20 protein-coding genes and 6 tRNA genes are annotated in these 23,809 nt (G+C 51.6%); 2 read left to right on the top strand and 24 right to left on the bottom strand.

Features of this window, described 5'->3' with window-relative positions:
- Positions 1–71 precede the first annotated feature (71 nt).
- The 4 genes from nadD to leuS are packed head-to-tail and all read right to left on the bottom strand — an operon-like array spanning position 72 to position 4,901.
- Positions 72–761, bottom strand: a complete 690-nt coding sequence (nadD, locus tag K7X24_RS12140) for a nicotinate-nucleotide adenylyltransferase (protein ID WP_224555116.1) — start codon at positions 759–761, stop codon at positions 72–74.
- A complete protein-coding gene (gene holA, locus K7X24_RS12135) occupies positions 728–1,753 on the bottom strand; it encodes a DNA polymerase III subunit delta (RefSeq protein ID WP_224555115.1) in 1,026 nt (341 codons plus the stop codon). Before holA ends, nadD begins: the two co-directional genes overlap by 34 nt.
- Positions 1,750–2,304 (bottom strand): LPS assembly lipoprotein LptE, encoded by a 555-nt coding sequence (gene lptE / locus K7X24_RS12130; RefSeq protein WP_224555114.1) that lies wholly within the window; start codon positions 2,302–2,304, stop codon positions 1,750–1,752. The genes holA and lptE overlap by 4 nt, the downstream gene beginning before the upstream one ends.
- A 14-nt stretch (positions 2,305–2,318) precedes the next feature.
- The gene (leuS, locus tag K7X24_RS12125) at positions 2,319–4,901 is read right to left on the bottom strand and encodes a leucine--tRNA ligase (RefSeq protein WP_224555113.1); all 2,583 of its coding nucleotides are present in this window, start codon (positions 4,899–4,901) and stop codon (positions 2,319–2,321) included.
- A gap of 309 nt (positions 4,902–5,210) precedes the next feature.
- Between leuS and K7X24_RS12120 the strand changes: the two genes are divergently transcribed.
- Positions 5,211–5,693, top strand: a complete 483-nt coding sequence (locus K7X24_RS12120) for a zinc ribbon-containing protein (RefSeq protein ID WP_224555112.1) — start codon at positions 5,211–5,213, stop codon at positions 5,691–5,693.
- 49 nt (positions 5,694–5,742) lie between these two features.
- Here the strand turns inward: K7X24_RS12120 and K7X24_RS12115 are convergent, their stop codons facing one another.
- From K7X24_RS12115 to miaB, 9 genes are all read right to left on the bottom strand, one after another.
- Entirely contained in the window at positions 5,743–6,468 is a 726-nt protein-coding gene (locus K7X24_RS12115; RefSeq protein WP_039482825.1) for an amino acid ABC transporter ATP-binding protein, read from the bottom strand.
- Positions 6,468–7,142, bottom strand: a complete 675-nt coding sequence (gene gltK, locus K7X24_RS12110) for a glutamate/aspartate ABC transporter permease GltK (protein ID WP_224555111.1) — start codon at positions 7,140–7,142, stop codon at positions 6,468–6,470. Before gltK ends, K7X24_RS12115 begins: the two co-directional genes overlap by 1 nt.
- 3 nt (positions 7,143–7,145) lie before the next feature.
- Positions 7,146–7,886, bottom strand: coding sequence for an amino acid ABC transporter permease (locus tag K7X24_RS12105; protein ID WP_010285409.1), 741 nt, complete (start codon positions 7,884–7,886; stop codon positions 7,146–7,148).
- 219 nt (positions 7,887–8,105) lie between these two features.
- Entirely contained in the window at positions 8,106–9,002 is an 897-nt protein-coding gene (locus K7X24_RS12100; RefSeq protein WP_224555110.1) for an amino acid ABC transporter substrate-binding protein, read from the bottom strand.
- 452 nt (positions 9,003–9,454) lie between these two features.
- Positions 9,455–10,984: an apolipoprotein N-acyltransferase gene (gene lnt / locus K7X24_RS12095; protein WP_224555123.1), complete on the bottom strand. Its 1,530-nt coding sequence runs from the start codon at positions 10,982–10,984 to the stop codon at positions 9,455–9,457.
- A 7-nt stretch (positions 10,985–10,991) separates the two neighbouring features.
- Entirely contained in the window at positions 10,992–11,870 is an 879-nt protein-coding gene (gene corC, locus K7X24_RS12090) for a CNNM family magnesium/cobalt transport protein CorC (protein WP_010298789.1), read from the bottom strand.
- A 250-nt stretch (positions 11,871–12,120) separates the two neighbouring features.
- Complete coding sequence (gene ybeY / locus K7X24_RS12085; RefSeq protein ID WP_193397485.1) at positions 12,121–12,600, bottom strand: rRNA maturation RNase YbeY; 480 nt, start codon at positions 12,598–12,600, stop codon at positions 12,121–12,123.
- Entirely contained in the window at positions 12,597–13,655 is a 1,059-nt protein-coding gene (locus tag K7X24_RS12080) for a PhoH family protein (protein WP_103860209.1), read from the bottom strand. The genes ybeY and K7X24_RS12080 overlap by 4 nt, the downstream gene beginning before the upstream one ends.
- Before the next feature lie 336 nt (positions 13,656–13,991).
- Positions 13,992–15,416, bottom strand: a complete 1,425-nt coding sequence (gene miaB, locus K7X24_RS12075) for a tRNA (N6-isopentenyl adenosine(37)-C2)-methylthiotransferase MiaB (protein WP_103970676.1) — start codon at positions 15,414–15,416, stop codon at positions 13,992–13,994.
- Positions 15,417–15,644: 228 nt separating this feature from the next.
- Between miaB and ubiF the strand changes: the two genes are divergently transcribed.
- A complete protein-coding gene (gene ubiF, locus K7X24_RS12070; protein WP_224555109.1) occupies positions 15,645–16,811 on the top strand; it encodes a 3-demethoxyubiquinol 3-hydroxylase in 1,167 nt (388 codons plus the stop codon).
- A gap of 22 nt (positions 16,812–16,833) precedes the next feature.
- On the opposite strand, the gene K7X24_RS12065 is transcribed toward ubiF, so the two are convergent.
- The 11 genes from K7X24_RS12065 to nagB all read right to left on the bottom strand — a co-directional run bounded on the left by K7X24_RS12065 (position 16,834) and on the right by nagB (position 23,575).
- Positions 16,834–17,448 (bottom strand): hypothetical protein, encoded by a 615-nt coding sequence (locus K7X24_RS12065; protein WP_224555108.1) that lies wholly within the window; start codon positions 17,446–17,448, stop codon positions 16,834–16,836.
- A 134-nt stretch (positions 17,449–17,582) separates the two neighbouring features.
- A tRNA-Gln gene (locus tag K7X24_RS12060) sits at positions 17,583–17,657 on the bottom strand.
- 6 nt (positions 17,658–17,663) lie between these two features.
- Positions 17,664–17,740: transfer RNA gene (locus K7X24_RS12055), tRNA-Met, on the bottom strand.
- Positions 17,741–17,793: 53 nt separating this feature from the next.
- Positions 17,794–17,868 (bottom strand) — tRNA-Gln (locus K7X24_RS12050).
- A gap of 35 nt (positions 17,869–17,903) precedes the next feature.
- Positions 17,904–17,978 (bottom strand) — tRNA-Gln (locus tag K7X24_RS12045).
- 56 nt (positions 17,979–18,034) lie between these two features.
- Positions 18,035–18,119, bottom strand: a tRNA-Leu gene (locus K7X24_RS12040).
- A gap of 8 nt (positions 18,120–18,127) precedes the next feature.
- A tRNA-Met gene (locus K7X24_RS12035) sits at positions 18,128–18,204 on the bottom strand.
- Between the two features lie 219 nt (positions 18,205–18,423).
- The gene (gene asnB / locus K7X24_RS12030; protein ID WP_205539548.1) at positions 18,424–20,088 is read right to left on the bottom strand and encodes an asparagine synthase B; all 1,665 of its coding nucleotides are present in this window, start codon (positions 20,086–20,088) and stop codon (positions 18,424–18,426) included.
- Positions 20,089–20,291: 203 nt separating this feature from the next.
- Positions 20,292–21,515: a DNA-binding transcriptional regulator NagC gene (nagC, locus tag K7X24_RS12025; protein ID WP_224555107.1), complete on the bottom strand. Its 1,224-nt coding sequence runs from the start codon at positions 21,513–21,515 to the stop codon at positions 20,292–20,294.
- Positions 21,516–21,610: 95 nt separating this feature from the next.
- A complete protein-coding gene (gene nagA, locus K7X24_RS12020; protein ID WP_224555106.1) occupies positions 21,611–22,756 on the bottom strand; it encodes an N-acetylglucosamine-6-phosphate deacetylase in 1,146 nt (381 codons plus the stop codon).
- A gap of 18 nt (positions 22,757–22,774) precedes the next feature.
- Entirely contained in the window at positions 22,775–23,575 is an 801-nt protein-coding gene (gene nagB, locus K7X24_RS12015; RefSeq protein WP_224555104.1) for a glucosamine-6-phosphate deaminase, read from the bottom strand.
- Positions 23,576–23,809: the final 234 nt, after the last annotated feature.

The raw sequence follows: 23,809 nt of genomic DNA, 5'->3' as shown, positions 1-23,809 counted from the left end.
AGCCGCGGAGTATATCACGCACTTTTGTCGAGTGGTACAAAGCCCGTGGCTGATGGACGGGAAAACCTGCGCTATTGGTACAGGCCGTGTTCGTTGATGTAACGGAGTACGGCGGGAGGTAATAAATCGTGACAGTCCAGACCTTGCTGTCGACGTTGGCGAATGTCCGTTGCGGAAATGGTGACTAGCGGCGTGTCTGCTAAAAAAATCCGTCCATGCGGTTGCTGATGAAGATCGTTCGGCGTGTGCGTCAGATGATCGTCCAGCCACTGTTGTAATTCGGGCGTTTCCAGCGTCGAGCGATAGCCGGGCCGAGCGCATACCAGCAAATGACAAACGTTGAGTAGATCCTGCCAGCGGTGCCAATGGTGCAGCGTTAGCAACGAGTCCTGCCCGATGATAAAGCCCAGAGGCGCATCACCGCCTTTTTCAGCCCGAAATGCCTCCAATGTATCAATGGTATAGGAGGGCGTTTGCCGTTGTAGTTCACGATCGTCCACGGTAAATAGCGGGTTGCCTTCGACGGCCAGCTCAGCCATATGGAAACGCTGCCGGGAACTGGCTTCGGGCTGCTGCCGATGTGGCGGAACATTATTGGGCATCAGGACGACCTGAGTCAGCCCCACAAGCTTTGCCAGTGCCGTTACTGGCTGAAGGTGACCGTAATGAATCGGGTCAAACGTGCCGCCAAAAAATGCGGTCAGCGATGGCGCTGTGGGTGACGTATTCAGATGAATGTCTCCGGCAAGGCTTTGCCGCATAGAAGCATGGCAAGCGATTCAAGTTCAGACCAAACGGACTGACCATAGTCTTGCTTTAAGGTTATTTCTACCTGCGTCAGCAATCGTACGGCCTGCTGTAGCTGTTGAAGAGAAAGCCGCTGCAGTGCCTGAGTGAGCAGGTCACGCCGGTTTTGCCACACTTTTTGCTGATCGAATAGCGTACGCAGCGGCGTGTCTGACATGCGCCGTTTCAGCGCTAGCAGCTGTAGCAGTTCACGCTGTAGTGTGCGTAGCAAAATGACAGGTTCGCAATCTTCCTGTTTTAGCTGCTGCAAAATGTGCCAGGCGCGTTTGCCTTTTCCTGCCAGTAATGCATCCAGCCAATGGAACGGCGTGAAGTGAGCGGCATCATTGACTGCGCTTTCCACTCGCGGCAGAGTCAGCTTGCCATCGGGATAAAGCAGCGCTAACCGCTCTAACGCCTGAGACAGCGCAAGAAGGTTACCTTCATAGCAATAGCAAATCAGCTGCGTGGCCTGTTCATCCAGCGTCAACTTCATGGCTTTAGCTCGTTGAGCAACCCAGCGAGGGAGCTGTGCTTGTTCTGGCGTCAGACAATTGATATAGACGCTGTCTTGCGCCAGCGCTTTGAACCAGACGCTATTTTCCTGCGCTTTGGTCAGCTTATGACCGCGCAGAATCAGCAAAATATCGGGGTGCAATAATCCAGAGAGCTTAACCAGATTTTCACCCATCGCGGCATTTGGGCCGTTTTCCGGCAAAACCAGTAAGAGCGATTGGCGTGAGGCGAACAGGCTGAGCGCCTGACAGGTGCTGAAAATCGCATCCCAGTCGGTATGAAGATCCAGGATGAAGCTGAAATGCTCGCTGAATTCGTGCTGTTGAGCGACCCGTTTGATGCTGTCGAGACTTTCCTGCAGCAGGAGCGGGTCTGAACCAAAGACCAAATAACAACCGCGCAGCCCCTCATGGAGCTGCGCGGTGAGTTGTTCGGGGTAAAGCCGAATCATGGACGCGTGGTGGCAGTCGTTGAATCGGTGGACTGCAGCCGATTTTTGACTTCCTGACTGCCATTGATGGTCAGCAATTTACGCACCAACTGCTGGGCAGCTTGCTCATGCATTTCCTGACGGACGATGTCCTGTTCGGCATCTTTCGCCAGTGCAGCCAGCGGGTTATCAAAGAACGTGCGGAACACCGTCACGCTGAGCGGATAAATATCTTCACCCGGCATCAGCACCTGTGCCCGCAACGTCAGCACCATCTGGTACTCCGCTGTTTTACCGTCCTGAAAAATAGAGACGGTATCACGCGTTTCGCTTGAGCCCAGTACCCGCAGAGACGGGATATCCTGACGCGTCGCATCATCAACGATTTTCACATCGCTGAGACGGAGCTGCTCACGTACCGCACGCGTTAGCGGACCATAAGGATCGCTGCTGTCGAGCACCAGTGTTTGTAACTGCGCAGGCACTTGTGTCGTGCCGCGCAGATGAAAACCGCAGCCAGCGGTGATTAACACCGCCAGCCCCAGCAACAACGTGAATAGACGATGTCGCACAGTTCCTCCTTGCCTTAACCCACAACCAGGTTAAGCAGTTTGCCAGGGACATAAATCACTTTACGAACCGTGACGCCGTCCAGATATTTCGCGACCAGCGGTTCCTGTGCAGCGCGTTCGCGAACCTGTTCTTCGCTTGCGTCAGCGGCAACGGTGATTTTACCACGTACTTTACCGTTAACCTGAACAACGACCAGCTTAGAATCTTCAACCATTGCGTTTTCATCTGCAACCGGCCACGGCGCAGTATCAACGTCGCCTTCACCTTGCAGTGCCTGCCACAGCGTGAAGCAGACGTGCGGCGTGAACGGATACAGCATACGAACGACGGCCAACAGCGTTTCCTGCGTCAGCGCGCGATCCTGATCGCTGTCCTGTGGCGCTTTTGCCAGCTTGTTCATCAGTTCCATGATGGCGGCGATCGCGGTATTGAAGGTCTGGCGTCGGCCGATATCATCGGTCACTTTAGCGATCGTTTTGTGCAGGTCGCGGCGCAGTGATTTCTGATCTTCAGTCAGTGTAGTGATATCCAGAGCCGTTACCGCACCTTTCTCGGTATGCTCGAAGGCTTGTCTCCAGACGCGTTTCAGGAAGCGGTTTGCGCCTTCTACGCCGGATTCCTGCCATTCCAGCGTCATTTCTGCCGGAGAAGCAAACATCATGAACAGACGAACGGTATCTGCACCGTATTTCTCTACCATGACCTGTGGGTCGATACCGTTGTTTTTAGACTTCGACATTTTGCTCATGCCCGCGTAAACCACGTCACGGCCTTCGTTATCTACGGCTTTGACGATGCGTCCTTTCTCATCACGATCAACGGTCACGTCGGTCGGAGAAACCCAGATGCGCTCGCCGTTATTACCGAGATAATAGAAGGCATCGGCCAGCACCATGCCCTGACACAGCAGGCGTTTGGCGGGTTCATCAGACGTAACCAGACCAGCATCGCGCATCAGTTTGTGGAAGAAGCGGAAATACATCAGGTGCATGATGGCGTGTTCGATACCACCAACGTATTGGTCAACGGGCAGCCAGTAGTTGGCGGCAGCCGGATCCAGCATTCCCTGATCGTACTGCGGGCAGGTGTAGCGCGCGTAGTACCAGGATGATTCCATAAAGGTGTCGAATGTGTCGGTTTCACGCAGTGCTGGCTGACCGTTAACGGTCGTCTTCGCCCATTCAGGGTTCGATTTCAGCGGGCTGGTGATGCCGTCCATCACGACATCTTCCGGCAGGATTACCGGCAGTTGATCTTCTGGCGTTGGGACGACGGTGCCGTCTTCCAGCGTCACCATTGGGATTGGTGCGCCCCAGTAACGCTGACGGGAGACACCCCAATCGCGCAGGCGATAGTTGACTTTACGCTCGCCGATGCCTTTTTCTACCAGCTTATCGGCAATTGCATTGAATCCGGCTTCGAAATCCAGGCCGTCAAACTCACCAGAGTTGAACAGGTTGCCTTTTTCCGTCATCGCCTGAGCGGACAGATCGGGCTCGCTGCCGTCGGCGTTCAGAATAACCGGCTTGATGGACAGATCGTATTTAGTGGCAAATTCCCAGTCGCGCTGGTCATGGCCCGGAACGGCCATGACTGCGCCTGTACCGTATTCCATCAGGACGAAGTTGGCGACCCAGATAGCGACTTTCTCACCGTTCAGCGGGTGAATCGCATACAGGCCAGTGGCCATGCCTTTTTTCTCCATCGTCGCCATATCGGCTTCGGCGACTTTGGTATTACGGCATTCTGCAATGAAATCGGCCAGCGCTGGGTTGGTTTCAGCAGCTTGCGCTGCAAGAGGGTGACCAGCGGCAACAGCAACGTAGGTCACGCCCATGAACGTATCCGGGCGCGTGGTGTAAACGCTCAGTTTCTCTTCACTGTCCGCCACATCAAAGGTGATTTCCACACCTTCAGAACGACCGATCCAGTTACGTTGCATGGTTTTGACCTGCTCAGGCCAGCTTTCCAGCGTATCCAGATCGTTCAGCAGTTGGTCTGCGTAAGCGGTGATTTTGATAAACCACTGTGGAATTTCTTTGCGTTCGACTTTGGTATCGCAACGCCAGCAGCAGCCATCGATAACCTGTTCGTTCGCCAGTACGGTCTGGTCGTTTGGACACCAGTTAACGGCGGAGGTTTTTTTATAAACCAGACCTTTCTCGTACAGCTTGGTGAAGAACCACTGTTCCCAGCGGTAGTAGTCTGGTTTACAGGTCGCGACTTCACGGTCCCAGTCATAGCCAAAGCCCAGCAGTTTGAGCTGGTTTTTCATGTAGTCGATGTTGGCGTAGGTCCAGGGGGCCGGCGCGGTGTTGTTTTTAACCGCTGCGCCTTCTGCCGGCAGACCAAAGGCATCCCAACCGATCGGTTGCAGAACGTTTTTGCCCAGCATGCGCTGATAGCGGGAGATCACGTCGCCGATGGTGTAGTTACGGACGTGCCCCATATGTAGTCGGCCAGAAGGGTAAGGCAGCATGGAAAGGCAATAGTATTTTTCCTTGCCGGGCTGTTCGGTGACTTTAAAGGTCTGCTTCTCTTGCCAGTGAAGCTGGACGTCCGCTTCTATCTCTTCTGGGCGGTATTGCTCTTGCATGGCTGCCAGGGGTCCTGTTTAGTGAAGAATTGCTACGTGAGTAGTCTCTTCTGATTCATAACAAAAGATCCGCATAGCATAGCCGTAAGCGGCGCGGGCAACAACACCCAGCGCCCGACTGAGGAATATTTCTGATCTGTGAGCGATAGACTGCGAAGCGTTGCGCAAATTGGCGACAATTTATCAGGCGTACCGAAAAAATAATCTAAAATAGAGAGAGATAGGTAACGTATCGGTTTTGGCCAGATGTGCCAGACAGCGAATAGGCGTTCTTTATCACCCTTCAACCCGCTTAATTCAGGAGGAAGCATGAATAAACTAGCCCGCTATTATCGCGAGTTAATGGCTTCAGTGACGGCTCGGCTGAACAATGGTGAACGCGATCTCGACAGTCTGGTGCTGAGCGCCCGCAAAACCTTGCAGGAAAGCTCGGAGCTGACGCAAAAAGAAATAGAGCAGGTGATTCAGGCCGTTCAGCGCGATCTGGAAGAGTTTGCCCGCAGCTATAACGAAAGTCAGGATGAGTTTACCGACAGCGTGTTTGTGCGAGTCATCAAGGAAAGCCTGTGGCAGGAGCTGGCGGATATTACGGATAAAACGCAGTTGGAGTGGCGTGAGATTTTCAAAGATGTGAATCATCACGGGGTGTACCACAGCGGTGAAGTGGTGGGGCTAGGTAATCTGGTATGCGAGAACTGCCATCATTATATTGCGTTCTACACGCCGGAGGTTTTGCCACTCTGCCCGAAATGCTCGCATGACCTGTTCCACCGCCAGCCGTTTCAGCCGTAGGGCTGTTGGGGGTAAATAAGCGTGCCTTGCGGCACGCTTTATCTGAGTATTAATGCAGGATTTTCGCCAGGAAGTCTTTAGCGCGTTCGGACTGTGGGTTATTGAAGAAATCATCCTTGCGGGTATCTTCAACGATTTTGCCCTCATCCATAAATATCACGCGGTGCGCCACTTTACGGGCAAAGCCCATTTCATGTGTGACGACCATCATGGTCATGCCTTCCTGCGCCAATTCAACCATAACGTCCAACACTTCGTTGATCATCTCTGGATCAAGCGCGGATGTCGGTTCGTCAAATAACATCGCGATAGGATCCATGCATAGGGCGCGGGCGATAGCGACACGCTGTTGCTGACCGCCGGAAAGTTGCCCTGGGAATTTGTTGGCGTGTGCTGATAGCCCAACGCGCTCCAGAAGCTTCTGTGCTTTGGCTTTGGCGTCTTCACGCTTACGCTTCAGCACTTTCACCTGCGCCAGCGTCAGGTTCTCGATAATCGACAGGTGTGGGAACAGTTCAAAGTGTTGGAACACCATCCCGACTTTGGAACGCAACTGAGCCAGATTGGTTTTTTTATCGTTAACGGCGGTGCCATTGACGGTAATTTCACCTTTTTGAATCGGTTCCAGACCGTTTACGGTTTTGATCAGGGTTGATTTGCCAGAGCCCGAAGGCCCGCAGACGACCACAACTTCACCTTTTTTTACTTCTGTGGAGCAGTCGGCTAGCACCTGAAATTGGCCGTACCATTTAGAAACATTTTTCAGGGAAATCATCAAACCGTCCTTTTTTTCAGGTAACTGACCAGCATTGAGGCAGTAATGCTGAAGAGAAAATAAATGAACCCAGCAAACAGGATCATTTCAACTTGTGTTCCGTCACGCTCGCCGATGGTTGAGGCGGTACGGAAGAAATCAGCGAGGCTAAGCACGTAAACTAGTGAGGTATCCTGGAACAGAACAATCCCCTGCGTCAGCAGCAATGGCACCATGGCGCGGAATGCCTGCGGCAAAATAATCAGCCTCATGGATTGCCAGTGCGTCATGCCTAATGCTAGCGCTGCGGAGGATTGACCGCGTGACACGCTGAGAATACCCGCACGAATGATTTCCGAATAATAGGCTGCCTCGAACAGCGAGAAGGCTACCATAGCTGAAATCAGTCGAATATCGGTTTTAGGCGATAGCCCAAGCACATTTTGTAATAAGCTAGGAACCACCAGATAGAACCACAGCAGCACCATGACAAGTGGAACGGAGCGGAACAGGTTCACATACAGTTTGGCAAACCAACTAACGGCCTTTATCGGCGAAAGGCGCATCACCGCCAGAATCGTGCCCCAGACAATCCCGAATACCACAGCTGTCAGCGTAATTTTGAGTGTGACGACCATCCCCTGAATCAGGTACGGCATGCTTGGCCCAATTGAGCTCCAGTCAAATTCATGCATGATTTATTTGCTCCCCATATTGCCCGGCAAACGGGTTTTTCGCTCAACGACCTGCATAATCAACATAATGATGGCGTTGATGCCAACGTACGCCAGCGTGATGGCGGTAAAGGATTCATACGCGTGGGCGGAGTAGTCCAGCAGTTTCCCTGCCTGTGCCGCCATATCCACCAGACCAATCGTGGAAGCGATAGCTGAGTTTTTTACCAGATTCAGCATCTCTGACGTCAGCGGCGGAACGATCACGCGGTACGCATTCGGCAGTAATACATAGCGATAGGTTTGCGGCAGTGTCAGGCCCATTGCCAGACCTGCTGCTTTTTGTCCGCGTGGTAAAGATTGAATCCCCGCACGCACCTGCTCACAAACGCGCGCTGCGGTGAAGAGCCCCAGACAAATCATCGATGATAGGAAGAATTGAATATTCGGGTCTAACTCGGCTTTAAACCACATGCCGATGTTGACGGGAAGCAACTCAGGAACCACCAGATACCAGGTAAAAAACTGGACAATCAGTGGGACGTTGCGAAATAGCTCGACGTAGCAGGTGCCAATGCCCGCAAGGAAACGATTTGGGACGGTACGCAGAATTCCAAATAAAGAACCAATGAGAAAAGCGATAATCCAGGCACAGATAGATAATGTGACGGTGACTTGCAGGCCGGACAAAATCCACCCGAGGTAGGTTGTGTTGCCGAAGGGGGCGGCTTGTAGAAATATGCCCCAGTTCCAATCTATTGACATAACGAACTCCGGTAAAAAAAGGGTAGCGAAGCTACCCTGAAGATTGATGAGCGGCCATATTCCCGTTCTGTTTCAAACTACAGGCGTGGTGTTTATTTTCCTGTTTATCGAAATTTCTCGGGGCAACATGTGATGGGGAACGACCATCACATGTCTGTCTGTCCTGCCACGAATCAGCAATCAGAGGGCAGATGACTCTGCCCTTATTCTCATTATTAATTAGTTTAGTGCTTTGTCATTTGGCGCTTTGAACAGCGCTTTCATTTCGTCTGACAGTGCAAAGTTCAAGTTAAGATCTTTTGGTGGAATCGGCTGTTTGAACCAGCGATCGAACCATTTTTCAGCTTCACCTGAGGTCTGAACTTCGGCGATGGTGTCATCAACCAGTTTTTTGAATTGCGGATCGTCTTTACGCAGCATACAGCCGTAGGCTTCTTCAGACTGCGCTTTGCCGACGATATCCCACTGATCGGCGCTTTTCGCTTTCGCACGTTCGCCCGCCAGCAGAGCATCATCCATCATAAAGGCAACCGCACGACCGCTTTCCAGAGTACGGAAGGAGTCGCCGTGGTCTTTCGCACTGATGATGCGCATCTTCAGCTGTTTTTCTTCATTCAGCTTATTCAGCAGAACTTCAGAGGTCGTACCGGAAGTTACTACGACAGTTTTACCCGCCAGATCCGGGAAGTCTTTTATGCCGGAATCTTTTTTGGTTAACAGACGCGTACCGACCACGAAAATGGTGTTAGAGAACGCGGCTTGTTTCTGACGTTCCAGGTTGTTAGTCGTTGAACCACATTCAAAATCAAAGGTACCGTTCTGCAACAGCGGGATACGATTCTGAGAGGTGATAGGGAGTAGCTTGACCTGCAGATTAGGCGCATCCAGTTTTTTCTTAACCGCTTCGACAATTTTGTCAGCGTAGGCTTGAGAGTAGCCGACCACTTTTTGCGTGTTGTCATAGTAAGAGAAAGGCACGGACGATTCGCGGTGTCCAATGACGATCACGCCATTATCTTTGACCTTTTTCAATGTACCGGCCAGATCTTCAGCCTGAGCTACGCTGGCGGCGGTGCCAAGCAGAAGCAGTGATAATGCCAGTTTACGCATTTGCATGTTCTAACTCCTTTGCTGTCGTTGCAGTGCAATAGTTATAGCGCTGTCATTAATAACCGTATGGTTAATGTGCCCGTTATCTTCAAGTTAGCATTGTCTTCAAGGTAAACAGCGTATCGCTGCATCACTCATAATGCTTTGCTACCTCTCAGTGAGAACGCTGCACCGTTAAAGCGCGAAGTTACTGTCTATACAGTTAAAAAGTAGCTGATTGTAAATAGATTGAAATAGAAATGTTTGTTTTTTGCGATATCCGCCGCACCAAATGGCAGCAATGTCAAAGGGTGGCACCAATTTGGTGCGTCACTTGCCCCAATAGAGAGCTTTACGCCGACGTAATATCCAAAAAAATACAGAAACAACCATTTACAGGGTAATAAGAGGCAAATACCGTGCCATAAATAAAAAAAGGCATGCAAAAGCATGCCCTTAGGGATGTGAGGAGGGGACGATTATCGGCGACGCAAACCGAAGAAAGCGGCAGCGGCACCGCCCAGTAGCGTAATGATCCAGAGCGGCCAGGAACCGAAGCGCGCATAAGGCGTTATCCCCGTTGCTGGCACGACCTGCGTGCTCAGCACCGCGCGCGTAAACTGCGGCAGGCTAGCGCTGACCTCGCCATCTGGTGTAATGACCCCTGTGACGCCGTTATTGGTACTACGCACCAGAGGACGGCCTAATTCCAGCGCGCGCATGCGGGCCATCTGGAAGTGTTGCCATGGGCCGATTGAGTGGCCGAACCAGGCGTCATTTGAGATAGTCAGCAGCATATCGGTGTCTGGCCGGAAGTTATCACGCAGCTGTTGGCCTAAGATAATTTCATAACAAATAGCGGCGTTGAGCTTGAAGCCATGAACGGAAAGCTGGGGCTGAACGTAGTCTCCTCGGCTAAATGACGACATCGGGAGATCGAAGAACGGTGCCAGCGGACGTAACAACGTTTCCAACGGGACAAATTCGCCAAAAGGCACCAGATGGTTTTTGTTGTAACGGTTCGTTGTGGGGTAGTGATACGGTTCTTTGTCGCCCAAAACGATCACTGAGTTATAAAAATCGGTTTTATTGCCTTCACGCCGGATATCGACGATACCCGTAATCAGGCTGCTATTTCGGCTACGCAGGATATCGTCAATCTGCTTCAGATAGGCGCCCTGACGGCTTTCAATATCGGGAATCGCGGTTTCCGGCCAGATAACGATGGGCGCTTTGTCCATATAGGGCAGACTGTTATCCAGATAAATCTTCAGCGTGTTCAGCAGCTCGTCTTGTTCCCACTTCATAGCCTGCGGGATATTACCCTGTACCAGTGCGACATTAACGGCGCGTTCAGGTTGCAGGGTGTACCACTGCACGTTGCGCAGCGGCCATGATAAAACGAAAACGCCGATGGCAATGGCCGCCGGTGCGATTTTTCGCTGGTTGATGGCATAAACGAGCAACCCGCTGAGGCTCATCAGCAGGAAGGTAATGGTGTCGATACCCAGAATGGGCGCAATACCTTTTAGCGGGCCGTCAATTTGGCTGTAGCCGAATTGCAGCCACGGAAAACCGGTGAGCACCCAGCCGCGCAAAAATTCAGTTAGCTGCCAAAGCACAGGGGCAGCAAGCGTCAGACGCCACAGCGTTGTTTTCGGCGACAGTCGTGAGAGCAGGGCCGAAAACAGCAGGGGATAGAGCGACAAATAGGCGGCGAGCAGGATAACCAGCGCAATATTGACAGGGCCCGGCATTCCGCCAAACTGCGCGATGCTGACGTAAACCCAGTTAACGCCGCTACCGAACAGACCCAATCCCCAGCAAAAGCCTATCCAAGCTGACTGACGACTCGTACGGTTGAGCGTCAGCGCCTGTAGGCCCATGAGCGAGATAATCGCCGCGGGCCAGAAATCAAAGGGAGAAAATGCCAGCGTGCCACAGGCACCAAATAAGAGCGCCAGCAGGGCTTTAACCTGCTGGCGTTGTAGAAGAGAAGCGACAACCATTGCCAAATTATTCTTCCAATTTCGGTTGAGGGGCATTGTCAGGGATTCTGACATGAACCTGAATAATACGGCGGCTGTCCGCCATCGCAACTTTAAACAGGTAACCTTCTATGTCGATGGTTTCGCCACGGGCTGGAAGATGGCCGAAAGACTGCATGACCAAGCCACCAATGGTATCGACCTCGTCATCGCTGAACCGTGTACCGAAAGCCTCGTTAAAATCTTCGATATCGGTTAAAGCACGAACGGTGTAGGTCTGGCGATTAAGCTGACGAATATCTCTGTCTTCTTCATCGTCGTATTCGTCTTCAATTTCGCCGACAATCAGCTCAAGAATATCTTCAATCGTGACCAGGCCGGATACGCCACCAAACTCATCGATGACAATCGCCATGTGATAGCGCAGCGAGCGGAACTCATTCAGCATTCTATCAACGCGTTTACTTTCCGGCACAACCACGGCGGAACGCAGAACTTTATCCATACTGAATGGTTCGGAATCGCTGCGCATAAACGGCAGCAAATCCTTCGCCATCAGGATGCCTTCAATGTGGTCTTTATCTTCGCTAATAACGGGGAAACGAGAGTGGGCAGATTCGATAATCACGTCCAGACACTCTTCCAGCGTTTGATCGCGCTTGAGCGTAATCATCTGCGAGCGAGGGATCATGATGTCGCGTACACGCTGGTCGGCGATATCCATGACGCCTTCGAGCATATCTCGCGTTTCAGGATCGATCAGATCATTCTGTTCGGAATCACGAATCAGAGTGAGTAAACCGTTACGATCTTTTGGCTCGCCGTGAAAAAGCTGATTAAGAATAAGAGAAAAGAAGCCCTTTTTGGGACTGGGTGCATCGCTGTTTTGAGAATGGTCGTCGCTCATGCGTTTTAATTAACATCACTCTTGTTAAAGGATTATTGCCAGCAACTGGAAGCGGCACAGTGGCTGATGTGTGAAGACAAATGCCCGACATCTTCCCGATCTCGGGCTATACCCGTCATACTTCAAGCTGCATGTGCGTTGGCTTTCCTCACTCACCCAGTCACTTACTGGTGTAAGCTCCTGGGATTCGTTGTGTCGCCGCCTTCTTGCAACTCGAATTATTTAGGGTCTATACAAAATGTATTTCTATTTATTCGGTGAGGCCATCTTTTTCTGCAAGGTAGGGATCGGCATAACCCATGCCCTGCATAATCTCGGTTTCCAGCGCTTCCATTTCTTCGGCTTCGCTGTCTTCGATATGGTCGTACCCTAGCAGATGCAGGCTACCATGGACAACCATGTGCGCCCAGTGCTCTTCTACGGTTTTTTCCTGCTCGGCGGCTTCACGCTCGACAACCTGACGGCAGATGATTAAATCGCCAAGCAAAGGAAGCTCGACTTCAGGCGGTGCCTCAAAAGGAAACGACAGCACGTTGGTCGGCTTGTCTTTACCACGATAGGTGTTATTCAGGTCGCGGCTTTCGGCCTCATCCACGATACGGATGGTGACTTCAGCGACGTCCTGAAACTGCGGCAGAACGCCTTCCAGCCAGCGCTGAAAGTCTTTTTCTTCCGGTAACCCTTGTGCTTGCTCGCTGGCGATTTGTAAATCCAGAATCACCTGACTCATTTTTGCTCCTGATCTGATGCCGTAGCTTGTGCTTCACGCTTACGCTGTTCTGCTAAGGCGTCTTTACGTTTCTGTTCGGCATTTTCCCATGCTTCATAGGCATTCACAATCCGCGCGACCACCGGATGGCGCACCACGTCTTCGCTGTGGAAAAAGTTAAAGCTGATCTCTTCCACATCGGCCAGCACTTCTATCGCGTGGCGTAAGCCGGATTTCAGATTCTTCGGCAGGTCGATCTGCGTGACGTCACCGGTAATGACCGCTTTTGAGTTGAACCCGATGCGCGTCAGGAACATTTTCATTTGTTCGATGGTGGTGTTTTGGCTTTCGTCCAGAATGATAAAGGCATCGTTCAGCGTTCGGCCACGCATGTAAGCCAGTGGCGCGACTTCAATCACGTTGCGTTCGATAAGCTTCTCGACGCGCTCAAAGCCCAGCATTTCAAACAGGGCATCATAAAGTGGGCGCAAATAAGGATCGACTTTCTGGCTTAGATCGCCAGGCAGGAAACCCAGTTTTTCACCCGCTTCGACTGCCGGGCGCGTTAACAGAATGCGGCGAATATCCTGACGCTCCAACGCATCTACGGCGGCAGCGACAGCTAAATAGGTTTTCCCCGTTCCAGCAGGGCCAACGCCGAACGTGATGTCGTGATCGAGGATGTTGGCGACATACTGCGCCTGATTCGGTGTGCGCGGTTTGATCACGCCGCGTTTGGTACGGATATTGACCACTTTGCCATAGTCAGGAACGTGTTCCGCAGACTGTTCCAGCACGCGAGATTCTTTAATCGCAAGGTGAATTTGCTCAGGATCGATATCACCGATGACGCCACGTATCGGGGCCGTATCGACATACAGACGTTGCAGGATATCGGCGGCAGCTTGCGTCAGCAGGCTTTTGCCGACCAGTTTAAATTGATTATCCCGGCGGTTGATCTCGATGCCTAAGCGGCGTTCTAACTGTTTAATATTGTCATCAAACGGACCGCAAAGGCTGAGCAGGCGTTGGTTATCGGCGGGTTCAAGGGCAATCTCTTTTGTCGTTACGTTCAAATTATTCCTCTTGAGCGTTACTGTGCTGGCTCCATCCTGCCCGCACAAAGTGAACAGTTGTCAGACGGCCTGATGTGTCCGCCCTATGAGTGAATTATTCATCGTGAATGCCCGATGGCGCAAGTCACAATCATGATATTGGGATGCTGCCTCGCAAAAGCAAATGTAAGCAGCATGAAATTGAAACGGATTATTGAATGGATAGCCTGCCATAAAAAAACGTAGGAACGTTTTTCAACGTTGCGAAGCAACGGCCCAGAGGTAGGCAGGGATAGCCTGATAAAAAATGGGTGGCAAAGCCACCCATCATCATACTGAGACTGGAATGAACGTCGGTTACGGCTGATAGAACCCGACGCCGATCTCATTCTCTTTGCGGGTACGCGCAATCACGGAAGATGGTGATTCATGTACGCGCAGATCCATTTGATCTTCGGTACGTACCACGATGCCGCGCAGCGAGTTGGTATAAACATCAACGATTTCCACATCGACGAATTTACCGATCATATCCGGCGTGCCTTCGAAGTTAACGACGCGGTTATTTTCCGTACGGCCAGACAGCTCCATCACGCTCTTACGTGAGGTGCCTTCTACCAGAATACGCTGGATGGTGCCTACCATGAGGCGGCTAAACCGCATTGCCTGCTGAGTGATGCGTTCTTGCAGAAGATACAGACGCTGTTTTTTCTCTTCTTCTGGCACATCATCAACCATATCCGCCGCCGGTGTTCCTGGACGGGCGGAATAGACAAAGCTGTAGCTCATATCGAAATTTACATCGGCAATCAGCTTCATCGTCTGTTCAAAGTCAGCCTGCGTTTCACCAGGGAAACCGACGATAAAGTCAGAGCTAATCAGGATGCCAGGACGCGCGTTGTGCAGCTTACGGATGATGGCTTTGTATTCCAGCGCGGTATGGCGGCGTTTCATCATCGTCAGCACGCGGTCAGAGCCGCTTTGTACTGGTAAATGCAGGAAGCTAACCAGTTCCGGGGTATCTTCATAGACGCTGATAATATCGTCTGTGAACTCAATCGGATGGCTGGTAGTGAAGCGAACACGGTCGATCCCGTCAATAGCGGCAACCAGACGCAGCAGCTCAGCAAAGGAGCAGATTTCACCGTCATAGGTTTCACCGCGATAAGCGTTGACGTTCTGTCCTAAAAGGTTAACTTCACGCACGCCTTGCGCGGCCAGCTGAGCGATTTCAAACAACACATCATCGCACGGGCGGCTGACTTCTTCGCCGCGGGTATAAGGCACAACGCAGAATGTGCAATATTTATTACAGCCTTCCATGATGGAGACGAAGGCCGTCGGCCCATCGGCGCGTGGTTCTGGCAGGCGGTCGAATTTTTCGATTTCAGGGAAACTGATATCAACGATGGGGCTACGAGTGCCCTGAACGTGATTAATCATTTCTGGCAGGCGGTGTAAGGTTTGCGGGCCAAAAATAACGTCAACGTAGTGTGCACGTTCACGAATATGCGCGCCTTCCTGTGAGGCGACACAGCCACCAACACCAATAATCAGGTTCGGATTGAGATCTTTCAGCGTTTTCCAACGGCCAAGTTGATGGAAGACCTTTTCCTGCGCCTTTTCACGGATCGAGCAGGTATTGAGCAGCAGGACATCGGCTTCTTCAGCGATTTCAGTTAGTTCATAACCGTGCGTACTTCCCAGTAAATCAGCCATCTTTGATGAATCGTACTCATTCATCTGACAGCCCCAGGTTTTAATATGCAGTTTTTTTATCATCGACTTACCATTACTCAGTGCGGATAAGAAAGATTCCCCTCATTTGGGGGAGGGTATTGTAATCGCTCGCCGACGTTGTGACCAGCGCCGGAAACCACGCAGGTCTGATAACCCCTTACTTTCTATAAAAATGCGGCTTTTCTGAAAAGTTACCTGCAAATCCAGTACACTATTTTCATGCATTTTTACTGGTGTGAATAAACCAGAACCAGAGAGGATAAAGCCAATATGCATTACGATGCGATTGTGGTTGGCGGTGGCATGGTTGGCGCGGCCGCGGCGCTTGGGCTGGCACAGCAAGGATTTCAAGTTGCGGTGATTGAGCAGGAAATGCCGACGCCGTTTGATGCCGCTAGTCCGCCAGACTTACGGATCTCGGCGATTGGCTATGCGTCGGTTGCACTATTGAAAGAGCTAGGCGCATGGCAGCGAGTGCTGCAGATGCGCAGCGCTCCTTACCGTCGGCTGGAAACCTGGGAATGGGCGAATGCCAGAGTCGTTTTTGATGCTGCCGACATTCACCTGCCTGAACTGGGTTTTATGGTGGAAAACCGGGTGCTGCAACTGGCGCTCTGGGAAAGTTTGCAGGAAGAGGATCGCTGCCAATGCTATTGCCCAGCTACGCCACAGAGCCTGCAACGCACCGATGATGGCTGGTGTTTACAGTTTGCTGACGGGCAACAGCTGACAGCTTCGCTGGTGATGGGGGCCGATGGCGCGAATTCTCAGGTTCGTCAGTGGGCGGGGATTGGCATCAGCGGCTGGCAGTATCGTCAGTCTTGTATGTTGATCGGCGTAGAGACCTCACAACCCCAGCAAGATGTGACCTGGCAGCAGTTTACGCCGAGCGGCCCGCGTGCGTTTTTGCCGCTGTTTGATCAGTGGGGATCGCTGGTGTGGTATGACAGTCCGCAGCGTATTCGTCAGCTTCAGGCGATGCCGCTTGCACAGTTGGGTAAAGAAATTGCGACCGCGTTTCCTGAGCGATTGGGCGCGGTCAAGGCGCTCTCCGCCGGATCATTCCCGCTGCTCAGACGCCATGCACAAACCTATATCAAACCTGGTTTGGTGCTGCTGGGCGATGCCGCGCATACCATTAATCCGCTGGCGGGGCAGGGGGTTAATCTCGGATATCGCGACGTTGAGGCACTGCTGGATGTGCTAATTAACGCGCGTAATGCGGGGGAAGAATGGGCTTCTGAGCGCGTTTTACGCCGCTATCAGTGTCGCCGTATGCCGGATAACCTGATGATGCAAAGCGGGATGGATCTCTTCTATAACGCGTTCAGTAATGCGTTACCACCGCTGAGCTTTGCTCGCAATATGGCGCTGATGGTCGCGCAGCGCGCTGGCGTGTTAAAACAGCGCGCATTGAAATATGCCATTGGCGTTTAATGAATAATGAGGATGCCACCCGCTAGAGCACGGGCTCGGCGGTGAAGATAATATCGGTGTCCTCATTGGTTGTTGCGGTAAAGCGAACCTTTCCTACCTGACGAACACTTTTGCCTGAGGCTTGGCTATCCTGAAGCAGGCCGAACATCATCTCGGTCAGCTCAGGGCTTTCAAGATTGTTCTCGCCCAATAGCGCAGAAAATGCGGCTGTGACGATTTGCAGATTCTGTCTTGTTGCTTCGGGGGATTCTGACGCCGCGTTGAGTATCACGAGTCCATTAAGCTGTTGGCCTTTACTCTCTACTGACCCAATTAATCCAACATGCTCGTTAAAAATGTGCTGAAAGTCATCGACGGAGCTTCCCTTTTCCAACTTAACGGTCAATGCGAGAGGGATATTGAGTTTCGTCAGATTGGCATTCATCCGGTCAGCGAACGTTTGCGAAGACATCTTAAAAGAAGGGACGCCTACAGCATAAGTCGGTGTAATGAAGCAAAGCAGCAACGCCACGCAGAGTAACAGCGTAGTTAACTGCGGGCGTATGACAGACCATCGCGATTGGCCAATGTTATTCTGCTGTGGCAGCACAACGTGGCTGAAATCATGAATAACAGAGGATGTAGATAAAACCTTCATGCCCGCCCTTTTGAGAAAATCGAATGATTGGTGTGGATATGTTAGCACCAGACTATGTTAATACCAGCCATAACAAAACGGGGCGACGTCTTTCGACTGTCGCCCCGTTTCTTTGCTGTTTTACCAGCTTTATTTGGCTGGGGTACGAGGATTCGAACCTCGGAATGCCGGAATCAGAATCCGGTGCCTTACCGCTTGGCGATACCCCAAAAATATGGTGGCTACGACGGGAATCGAACCTGTGACCCCAGCATTATGAGTGCTGTGCTCTAACCAGCTGAGCTACGTAGCCAAATCTACTGCTTATGTTACTTCACTTCAACAAATCTTCTACTATCAAGTAGATGGCTGGGGTACCTGGATTCGAACCAGGGAATGCTGGTATCAAAAACCAGTGCCTTACCGCTTGGCGATACCCCAACAGGACAACGAATTTTTCAACATATGTTTTGAAATGGCTGGGGTACCTGGATTCGAACCAGGGAATGCCGGTATCAAAAACCGGTGCCTTACCGCTTGGCGATACCCCAATCACTACAAAACACTAACAGGCTTCGAAAAGCGATGTCAGACCGAGAAGATGATATGGTGCGGGAGGCGAGACTTGAACTCGCACACCTTGCGGCGCCAGAACCTAAATCTGGTGCGTCTACCAATTTCGCCACTCCCGCAAAAAAGATGGTGGCTACGACGGGAATCGAACCTGTGACCCCAGCATTATGAGTGCTGTGCTCTAACCAGCTGAGCTACGTAGCCATCTTTTCCGCGTCACCTTCATCGGCGTTGCGGGGCGCATTATGCGTAGTTGGCCTAATTGCGTCAACTAGTTTTTTCCCGAAAAGTGCCCTCAATGTATCGTTTGTTTGGGTTGTGAACAGTATGGTGAGAAAAACGCCAAAAAGCACGCATTCCCAGTCAATTAAGCGTACAAAAACGGGCCATGAAAGGCCCGTTGACTGAAGAAATTAAATCGAATTATTTGTAGGCTGACTGGTGTACGCCAACCGCACGGCCTGATGGATCATCCAGTTTCTTGAAAGATTCATCCCACTCAATCGCTTTAGCAGACGAACAGGCGACTGACGGGCCACCTGGTACGCATTCTGCTGCGCTTGGAACCGGGAACAGCTCTTCGAAGATTTCACGGTACAGGTAGCCTTCTTTGGAGCCCGGCGTGTTGTACGGGAAGCGGAAGCGTGCTGTTTCTAACTGTTGATCGGTAACCTGATTGGCCGCCACTTCTTTCAGCGTGTCGATCCAGCTGTAGCCCACGCCGTCAGAGAACTGCTCTTTCTGACGCCATGCAACGCTGTGCGGCAGGTAGGATTCAAAGCACTCACGCAGGATGTGTTTTTCCATCTTACCGTTGCCGCACATTTTGTCGCGCGGGTTGATGCGCATAGCGACATCGAGGAAGTTTTTGTCCAGGAACGGTACGCGAGCTTCCACGCCCCAAGCTGACATCGCTTTGTTAGCGCGGGCGCAGTCGTACTGGTGCAGTGCCAGCAGCTTACGCACGGTTTCTTCATGCAATTCTTTGGCGTTTGGCGCTTTGTGGAAATAGAGGTAGCCGCCGAATACTTCGTCAGAACCTTCACCAGACAGCACCATCTTGATGCCCATCGCTTTGATTTTACGGGACATCAGGTACATCGGCGTTGAAGCGCGAATCGTGGTGACGTCATAGGTTTCGATGTGATAAATCACGTCGCGAATCGCATCCAGCCCTTCCTGCACGGTGAAGTGAATTTCGTGGTGCACGGTGCCTAAGTGGTTAGCGACTTCCTGCGCGGCTTTCAAATCCGGTGCACCTTCCAAACCGACGGCGAAAGAGTGCAACTGAGGCCACCAGGCTTCACTGCGCGCGTCATCTTCAACGCGACGTGCCGCATATTTTTTGGTGATCGCAGAGATAACGGAGGAATCCAAGCCGCCAGAGAGCAACACGCCGTAGGGCACGTCAGACATCAGGTGGCTTTTCACGGCTTCTTCCAGCGCATCGTGCAGCGCTTCTTTATCCGTTTCGTTGTCTTTTACTGCATCGTAATCAAACCAGTCACGCTGGTAATACTCGCGAATTTCGCCGTCTTTGCTCCACAGGTAGCTGCCAGCAGGGAATTCTTTGATGGTGCGGCAAACCGGCACCAGCGCTTTCATTTCAGAAGCGACGTAGAGGTTGCCGTGCTCATCGTAACCCATATACAACGGGATAATGCCGAGGTGGTCACGGCCAATGAGGTAGGCGTCTTTTTCGCTGTCATACAGGGCAAAGGCGAACATGCCGCGCAGTTCATCTAGGAATTCCGGACCTTTTTCCTGATACAGCGCCAGAATCACTTCGCAGTCAGAGCCAGTCTGGAATGCGTAACGGTCGCCGTATTGCTGACGCAATGCCTGATGGTTATAAATTTCACCGTTAACGGCCAGAATGTGGGTGCGCTCGGCGTTGTAAAGCGGCTGTGCGCCCGTGTTGACGTCAACGATAGACAGGCGTTCGTGAGCCAGAATCGCTTTGTCGCTGGCATAAACGCCAGACCAGTCTGGCCCGCGGTGACGCATCAAACGGGATAATTCCAGCGCTTTCTTACGCAGTTCAACAGGATCGCTTTTCAGATCAAGCACACCAAAAATAGAACACATACATGACTCCCAGTAATGACAGATTCGAACTCAGTGCTATTGATTTAGCATCAAAGTGCCATAGGAATTCAATATTGTTTAATGAAAAAAGCCATCGACATGGTTTTTCGTTAATTTATACGGTTTTTTGGTGTTGATTCGTCAAATTCATAGAAGGGAAAGGCCAGATTTTTAGTGATTACATAATCCGGCCAGAAAGGGAATCAGGCGTTTTCGAGCAATTGCTGTAGCAACACACCGTTTAGCATCGCCCGTTTGACCAACGCGAACGCGCTGATAGCAGAAAGATGGTTGAGGCTGGAGACCTCAATCGGCAGATTATGACGAAATTCTTTCAGCACTTGCGTGTTAATACAGCGTTGAATTGCAGGAAGCAGCGTCTTTTCTGCTTCGGTAATTTCACCAGCAATCACGACTTTCTGAGGATTGAACAGATTGATCGCGATGGACAGTGCTTTGCCGAGATTGAACCCAGCCTGTTCGATAACTTCACGGGCGAGGGCATCACCTCGATTTGCCGCTTTGCAAATCGTAGAAATGGTACAGTTATCGGTAGAAAGCTTGCTGGGGTAGCCTTGGCGTAGCAGGTGTTGTACACGTTGTTCAATGGCGGCGTTGGCGACGACGGTTTCCAGACAGCCAAAATTGCCACAGTGGCAGCGATCGCCGAGCGGATCGATCTGAATATGGCCGATCTCGCCCACGTTGCCGTTGCTGCCAAGAAAAATTTGCCCGTTGACGAGAATACCCGCGCCTGTGCCGCGATGGACGCGTACCAGAATAGAATCCAGCGAATCGTGTGTGGCACCAAAATAGTGTTCTGCCAGCGCCAGGCTGCGGATATCGTGACCGACAAAGCTGGTAACATTGAATTGGCGTTGCAGGTTTTCGACCAGTTGCCAGTCATCCACGCTGATGTGCGGCATATAGCGGACGATGCCTGCAACGGGATCAACCAGCCCCGGCAGCACAACGGAGATTGCAATGAGTTCGCGAATACGGCGTTGATGGCTGGTGATAAAGCCGCCGATGGCCTGAAAGAGTGCAGCTTCCAGCGACGCCTGCGTTTTTTCTTGCAGGTCGTAGTGCGCTTCTTCCAGCGCTTTTCCCTGCAAATCGTACAGCGCAATCGTGGCGTCGTAACGGCCAAGGCGTACGGCGATGGTATGGAAAGGGCGGTTTTCGGTGATAATCGAAATGGCGCGTCTGCCACCGGTGGAGGCCTGCTGATCGACTTCTTTGATGAGCCCACGTTCCAGAAGCTGGCGGGTGATTTTGGTGACGCTGGCGGGTGCAAGCTGGCTCTGTTCTGCTATCTGAATTCGTGAGATAGGACCCTGCTGGTCAATCAGGCGGTAAACCACCGCACTGTTTAATTGTTTAACCAGATCGACATTCCCTATCTGCGCTTGTCCGCCTGTGGCCATTAAGAAGTTACTCGCTTAGGTTTAACTCAACGTTGGGTAAACCTTATCGCAGTTTACCCAACGTATTTCCGCTTTACCCCAAGGCGTTTCTCGTTTTATCCCCAAACAGGATTACCGTTAACAAACGTCTTGAGAATGTGATAGTCACGGTCAAAGACGGTCAGGTTGGCCACTTTACCGCTTTCAATACTGCCTAACTGCTTATCGACGCCGATGGCGCGAGCGGGATAGAGCGTTGCCATCCGAATTGCTTCATCCAGCGCGATACCCGCGTGTTCGACGCTATTGCGTACGGCTTCGATCATGGTCAGTGCCGAACCGCTCAGTGTGCCGTGTTCATCGACACAAATACCATCACGGTAGTATATGGTTTTACCAGCAAAAATGAACTGGTCAATATCCGCACCGGCCGGTGCTGTGGCGTCGGTAACCAACACCAACTTATCGCCCTTGATACGTTTACTGTTGCGAATATTGGCCCAGTCAACGTGTCGTCCATCCGCGATAATACCGCAATAGACTTCTGGGGCGTCGTAAATCGCGCCGACCAGTCCAGGTTCGCGGCCGGTCAGATACGGCATGGCGTTGAACAGGTGGGTAGCGAAGCGAATACCGGCAGAAAAACCCTGCTTAGCCTGTTCCCAGGTGGCGTTGGAATGCCCAGCAGAGACGATAATGCCCGCGGCCGTTAGCTGACGGATAACCGACGGTTCGACTTCTTCCGGTGCCAGTGTGATTTTCGTAATGGCGTCCGCGTTGGCGCACAGGAAGTCGACTAACTCTTGCGTTGGTTTGCGGATAAAAGCAGGGTCATGCGTGCCTTTCTTTAGCACATTCAGCCACGGACCTTCGAGATGCAGCCCAAGCGCCTGATGTTGATTCTGCGCCAGCCAGTCTCTCATCACGCTGATGCTGTGCTTCATAAAGGCATTGCTGGAGGTAATCAGCGTAGGTAAAAAACTGGTACAGCCTGAACGCTCGTTTGCCTGCTGCATGATCTCCAATGTCTTGACGGATATCGTGTCCAGCGAGTCGTTGAACTGCACGCCGCCGCAGCCGTTCAACTGGAGATCGATAAACCCCGGGGCGAGGAATGCACCGGCCAGGTCGTGTTGTTCAATGCCGGCAGGAAGTTCGGCAAGTGGGCAGATTCGTTCGATCAGCCCATCGGCAATCACGACGGCGTGATTATCCAGAATCTGATGGCCGGTGAAAATCCGGCTATGGGTTAACGCGTACATCATCGACTCCCGCATCGGTTAGAGATTTTTCATACTTTCCGTTTCTAATTCACGGAAGTATTTAACGGTTTTTACCTTCAGTTCCATTGTTGAAGGCTCGTCACAAACCATGATGGCTTTGGCATGAAGTTGCAGGCAACTGATGGTCCACATATGGTTAACATTGCCTTCTACCGCAGCCTGTAGCGCCTGTGCCTTGTTACGACCGGTCACCAGAATCATCACTTCCTCGGCATCCAGCAGCGTACCGACGCCCACGGTCAGGGCAAATTTAGGCACCAGACTGACGTCCCCGCCGAAGAAACGGGAGTTTGCGATACGGGTTTCTTCTGTCAACGTTTTGATGCGTGTGCGGGAGGCCAGAGAGGAGGCGGGTTCATTGAAGGCGATATGTCCATCATTGCCCACGCCGCCCATGAAAAGATGAATTTTCCCGTAGGACTTTATTTTCTCTTCATAGCGGCGACATTCTGCTGTGGTGTCTTCTGCGTTGCCGTTCAACAGGTTAATGTTTTCACGCGGAATATCAACGTGGTTGAAAAAATTCTGATGCATGAAGGTATGATAGCTTTCTGGGTGGTCGGTCGGCAGACCGACATATTCATCCATATTGAAGGTGATGACGTGTTTGAAGCTCACCAGTCCCGCTTTGTGCATGGTGACCAGCGATTTGTAGGCCTCCAGCGGCGAACTGCCTGTCGGCAATCCCAGAATAAAAGGGCGCTCTGCACTGGGCTTGAAAGCGTTAATTTTCTCAACGACGTGGCGGGCGGCCCATTTTCCGACGTCGGCGGCGGTGGTTAAAGGAATGAGTCTCATCAGCGCTCTCCTGATTTTTAGTGGAATTAAATACGTTATTGCGCAAATCGCGCCAGCTGCGCGTTTTGTCTATGCATTAAAATTAGTCTACTCCGTTTTTTTTAATCTTGAAATAAGTTGGGGTTTTATTCAGGTATAAACTTTTTTTATGCAGTTTTTTGGTGATTTTTATCACATAATTACGGGGTTTAATTTGTGTAGCGAATTATTTTTCTTACACTCCCCCTAAGAACC

Source organism: Pectobacterium versatile, from assembly GCF_020166435.1.
In the GTDB taxonomy this organism is placed as follows: Bacteria; Pseudomonadota; Gammaproteobacteria; order Enterobacterales; family Enterobacteriaceae; genus Pectobacterium; species Pectobacterium versatile.
Note: the sequence above shows the minus strand (reverse complement) of the source record. Positions and strands in the feature narration are given on the sequence as shown.

What these genes read in the sequence shown, in the direction of transcription:
- nagC (WP_224555107.1), bottom strand. Translation starts at nt 21,515, where the DNA reads ATGGCCACAGGCGGACAAGCGCAGATAGGGAATGTCGATCTGGTTAAA.
- leuS (WP_224555113.1), bottom strand. Translation starts at nt 4,901, where the DNA reads ATGCAAGAGCAATACCGCCCAGAAGAGATAGAAGCGGACGTCCAGCTT.
- nagB (WP_224555104.1), bottom strand. Translation starts at nt 23,575, where the DNA reads ATGAGACTCATTCCTTTAACCACCGCCGCCGACGTCGGAAAATGGGCC.
- asnB (WP_205539548.1), bottom strand. Translation starts at nt 20,088, where the DNA reads ATGTGTTCTATTTTTGGTGTGCTTGATCTGAAAAGCGATCCTGTTGAA.
- K7X24_RS12120 (WP_224555112.1), top strand. Translation starts at nt 5,211, where the DNA reads ATGAATAAACTAGCCCGCTATTATCGCGAGTTAATGGCTTCAGTGACG.
- holA (WP_224555115.1), bottom strand. Translation starts at nt 1,753, where the DNA reads ATGATTCGGCTTTACCCCGAACAACTCACCGCGCAGCTCCATGAGGGG.
- corC (WP_010298789.1), bottom strand. Translation starts at nt 11,870, where the DNA reads ATGAGCGACGACCATTCTCAAAACAGCGATGCACCCAGTCCCAAAAAG.
- K7X24_RS12115 (WP_039482825.1), bottom strand. Translation starts at nt 6,468, where the DNA reads ATGATTTCCCTGAAAAATGTTTCTAAATGGTACGGCCAATTTCAGGTG.
- K7X24_RS12065 (WP_224555108.1), bottom strand. Translation starts at nt 17,448, where the DNA reads ATGAAGGTTTTATCTACATCCTCTGTTATTCATGATTTCAGCCACGTT.
- K7X24_RS12105 (WP_010285409.1), bottom strand. Translation starts at nt 7,886, where the DNA reads ATGTCAATAGATTGGAACTGGGGCATATTTCTACAAGCCGCCCCCTTC.
- lnt (WP_224555123.1), bottom strand. Translation starts at nt 10,984, where the DNA reads ATGGTTGTCGCTTCTCTTCTACAACGCCAGCAGGTTAAAGCCCTGCTG.
- gltK (WP_224555111.1), bottom strand. Translation starts at nt 7,142, where the DNA reads ATGCATGAATTTGACTGGAGCTCAATTGGGCCAAGCATGCCGTACCTG.
- K7X24_RS12100 (WP_224555110.1), bottom strand. Translation starts at nt 9,002, where the DNA reads ATGCAAATGCGTAAACTGGCATTATCACTGCTTCTGCTTGGCACCGCC.
- miaB (WP_103970676.1), bottom strand. Translation starts at nt 15,416, where the DNA reads ATGATAAAAAAACTGCATATTAAAACCTGGGGCTGTCAGATGAATGAG.
- nadD (WP_224555116.1), bottom strand. Translation starts at nt 761, where the DNA reads ATGCGGCAAAGCCTTGCCGGAGACATTCATCTGAATACGTCACCCACA.
- nagA (WP_224555106.1), bottom strand. Translation starts at nt 22,756, where the DNA reads ATGTACGCGTTAACCCATAGCCGGATTTTCACCGGCCATCAGATTCTG.
- ybeY (WP_193397485.1), bottom strand. Translation starts at nt 12,600, where the DNA reads ATGAGTCAGGTGATTCTGGATTTACAAATCGCCAGCGAGCAAGCACAA.
- ubiF (WP_224555109.1), top strand. Translation starts at nt 15,645, where the DNA reads ATGCATTACGATGCGATTGTGGTTGGCGGTGGCATGGTTGGCGCGGCC.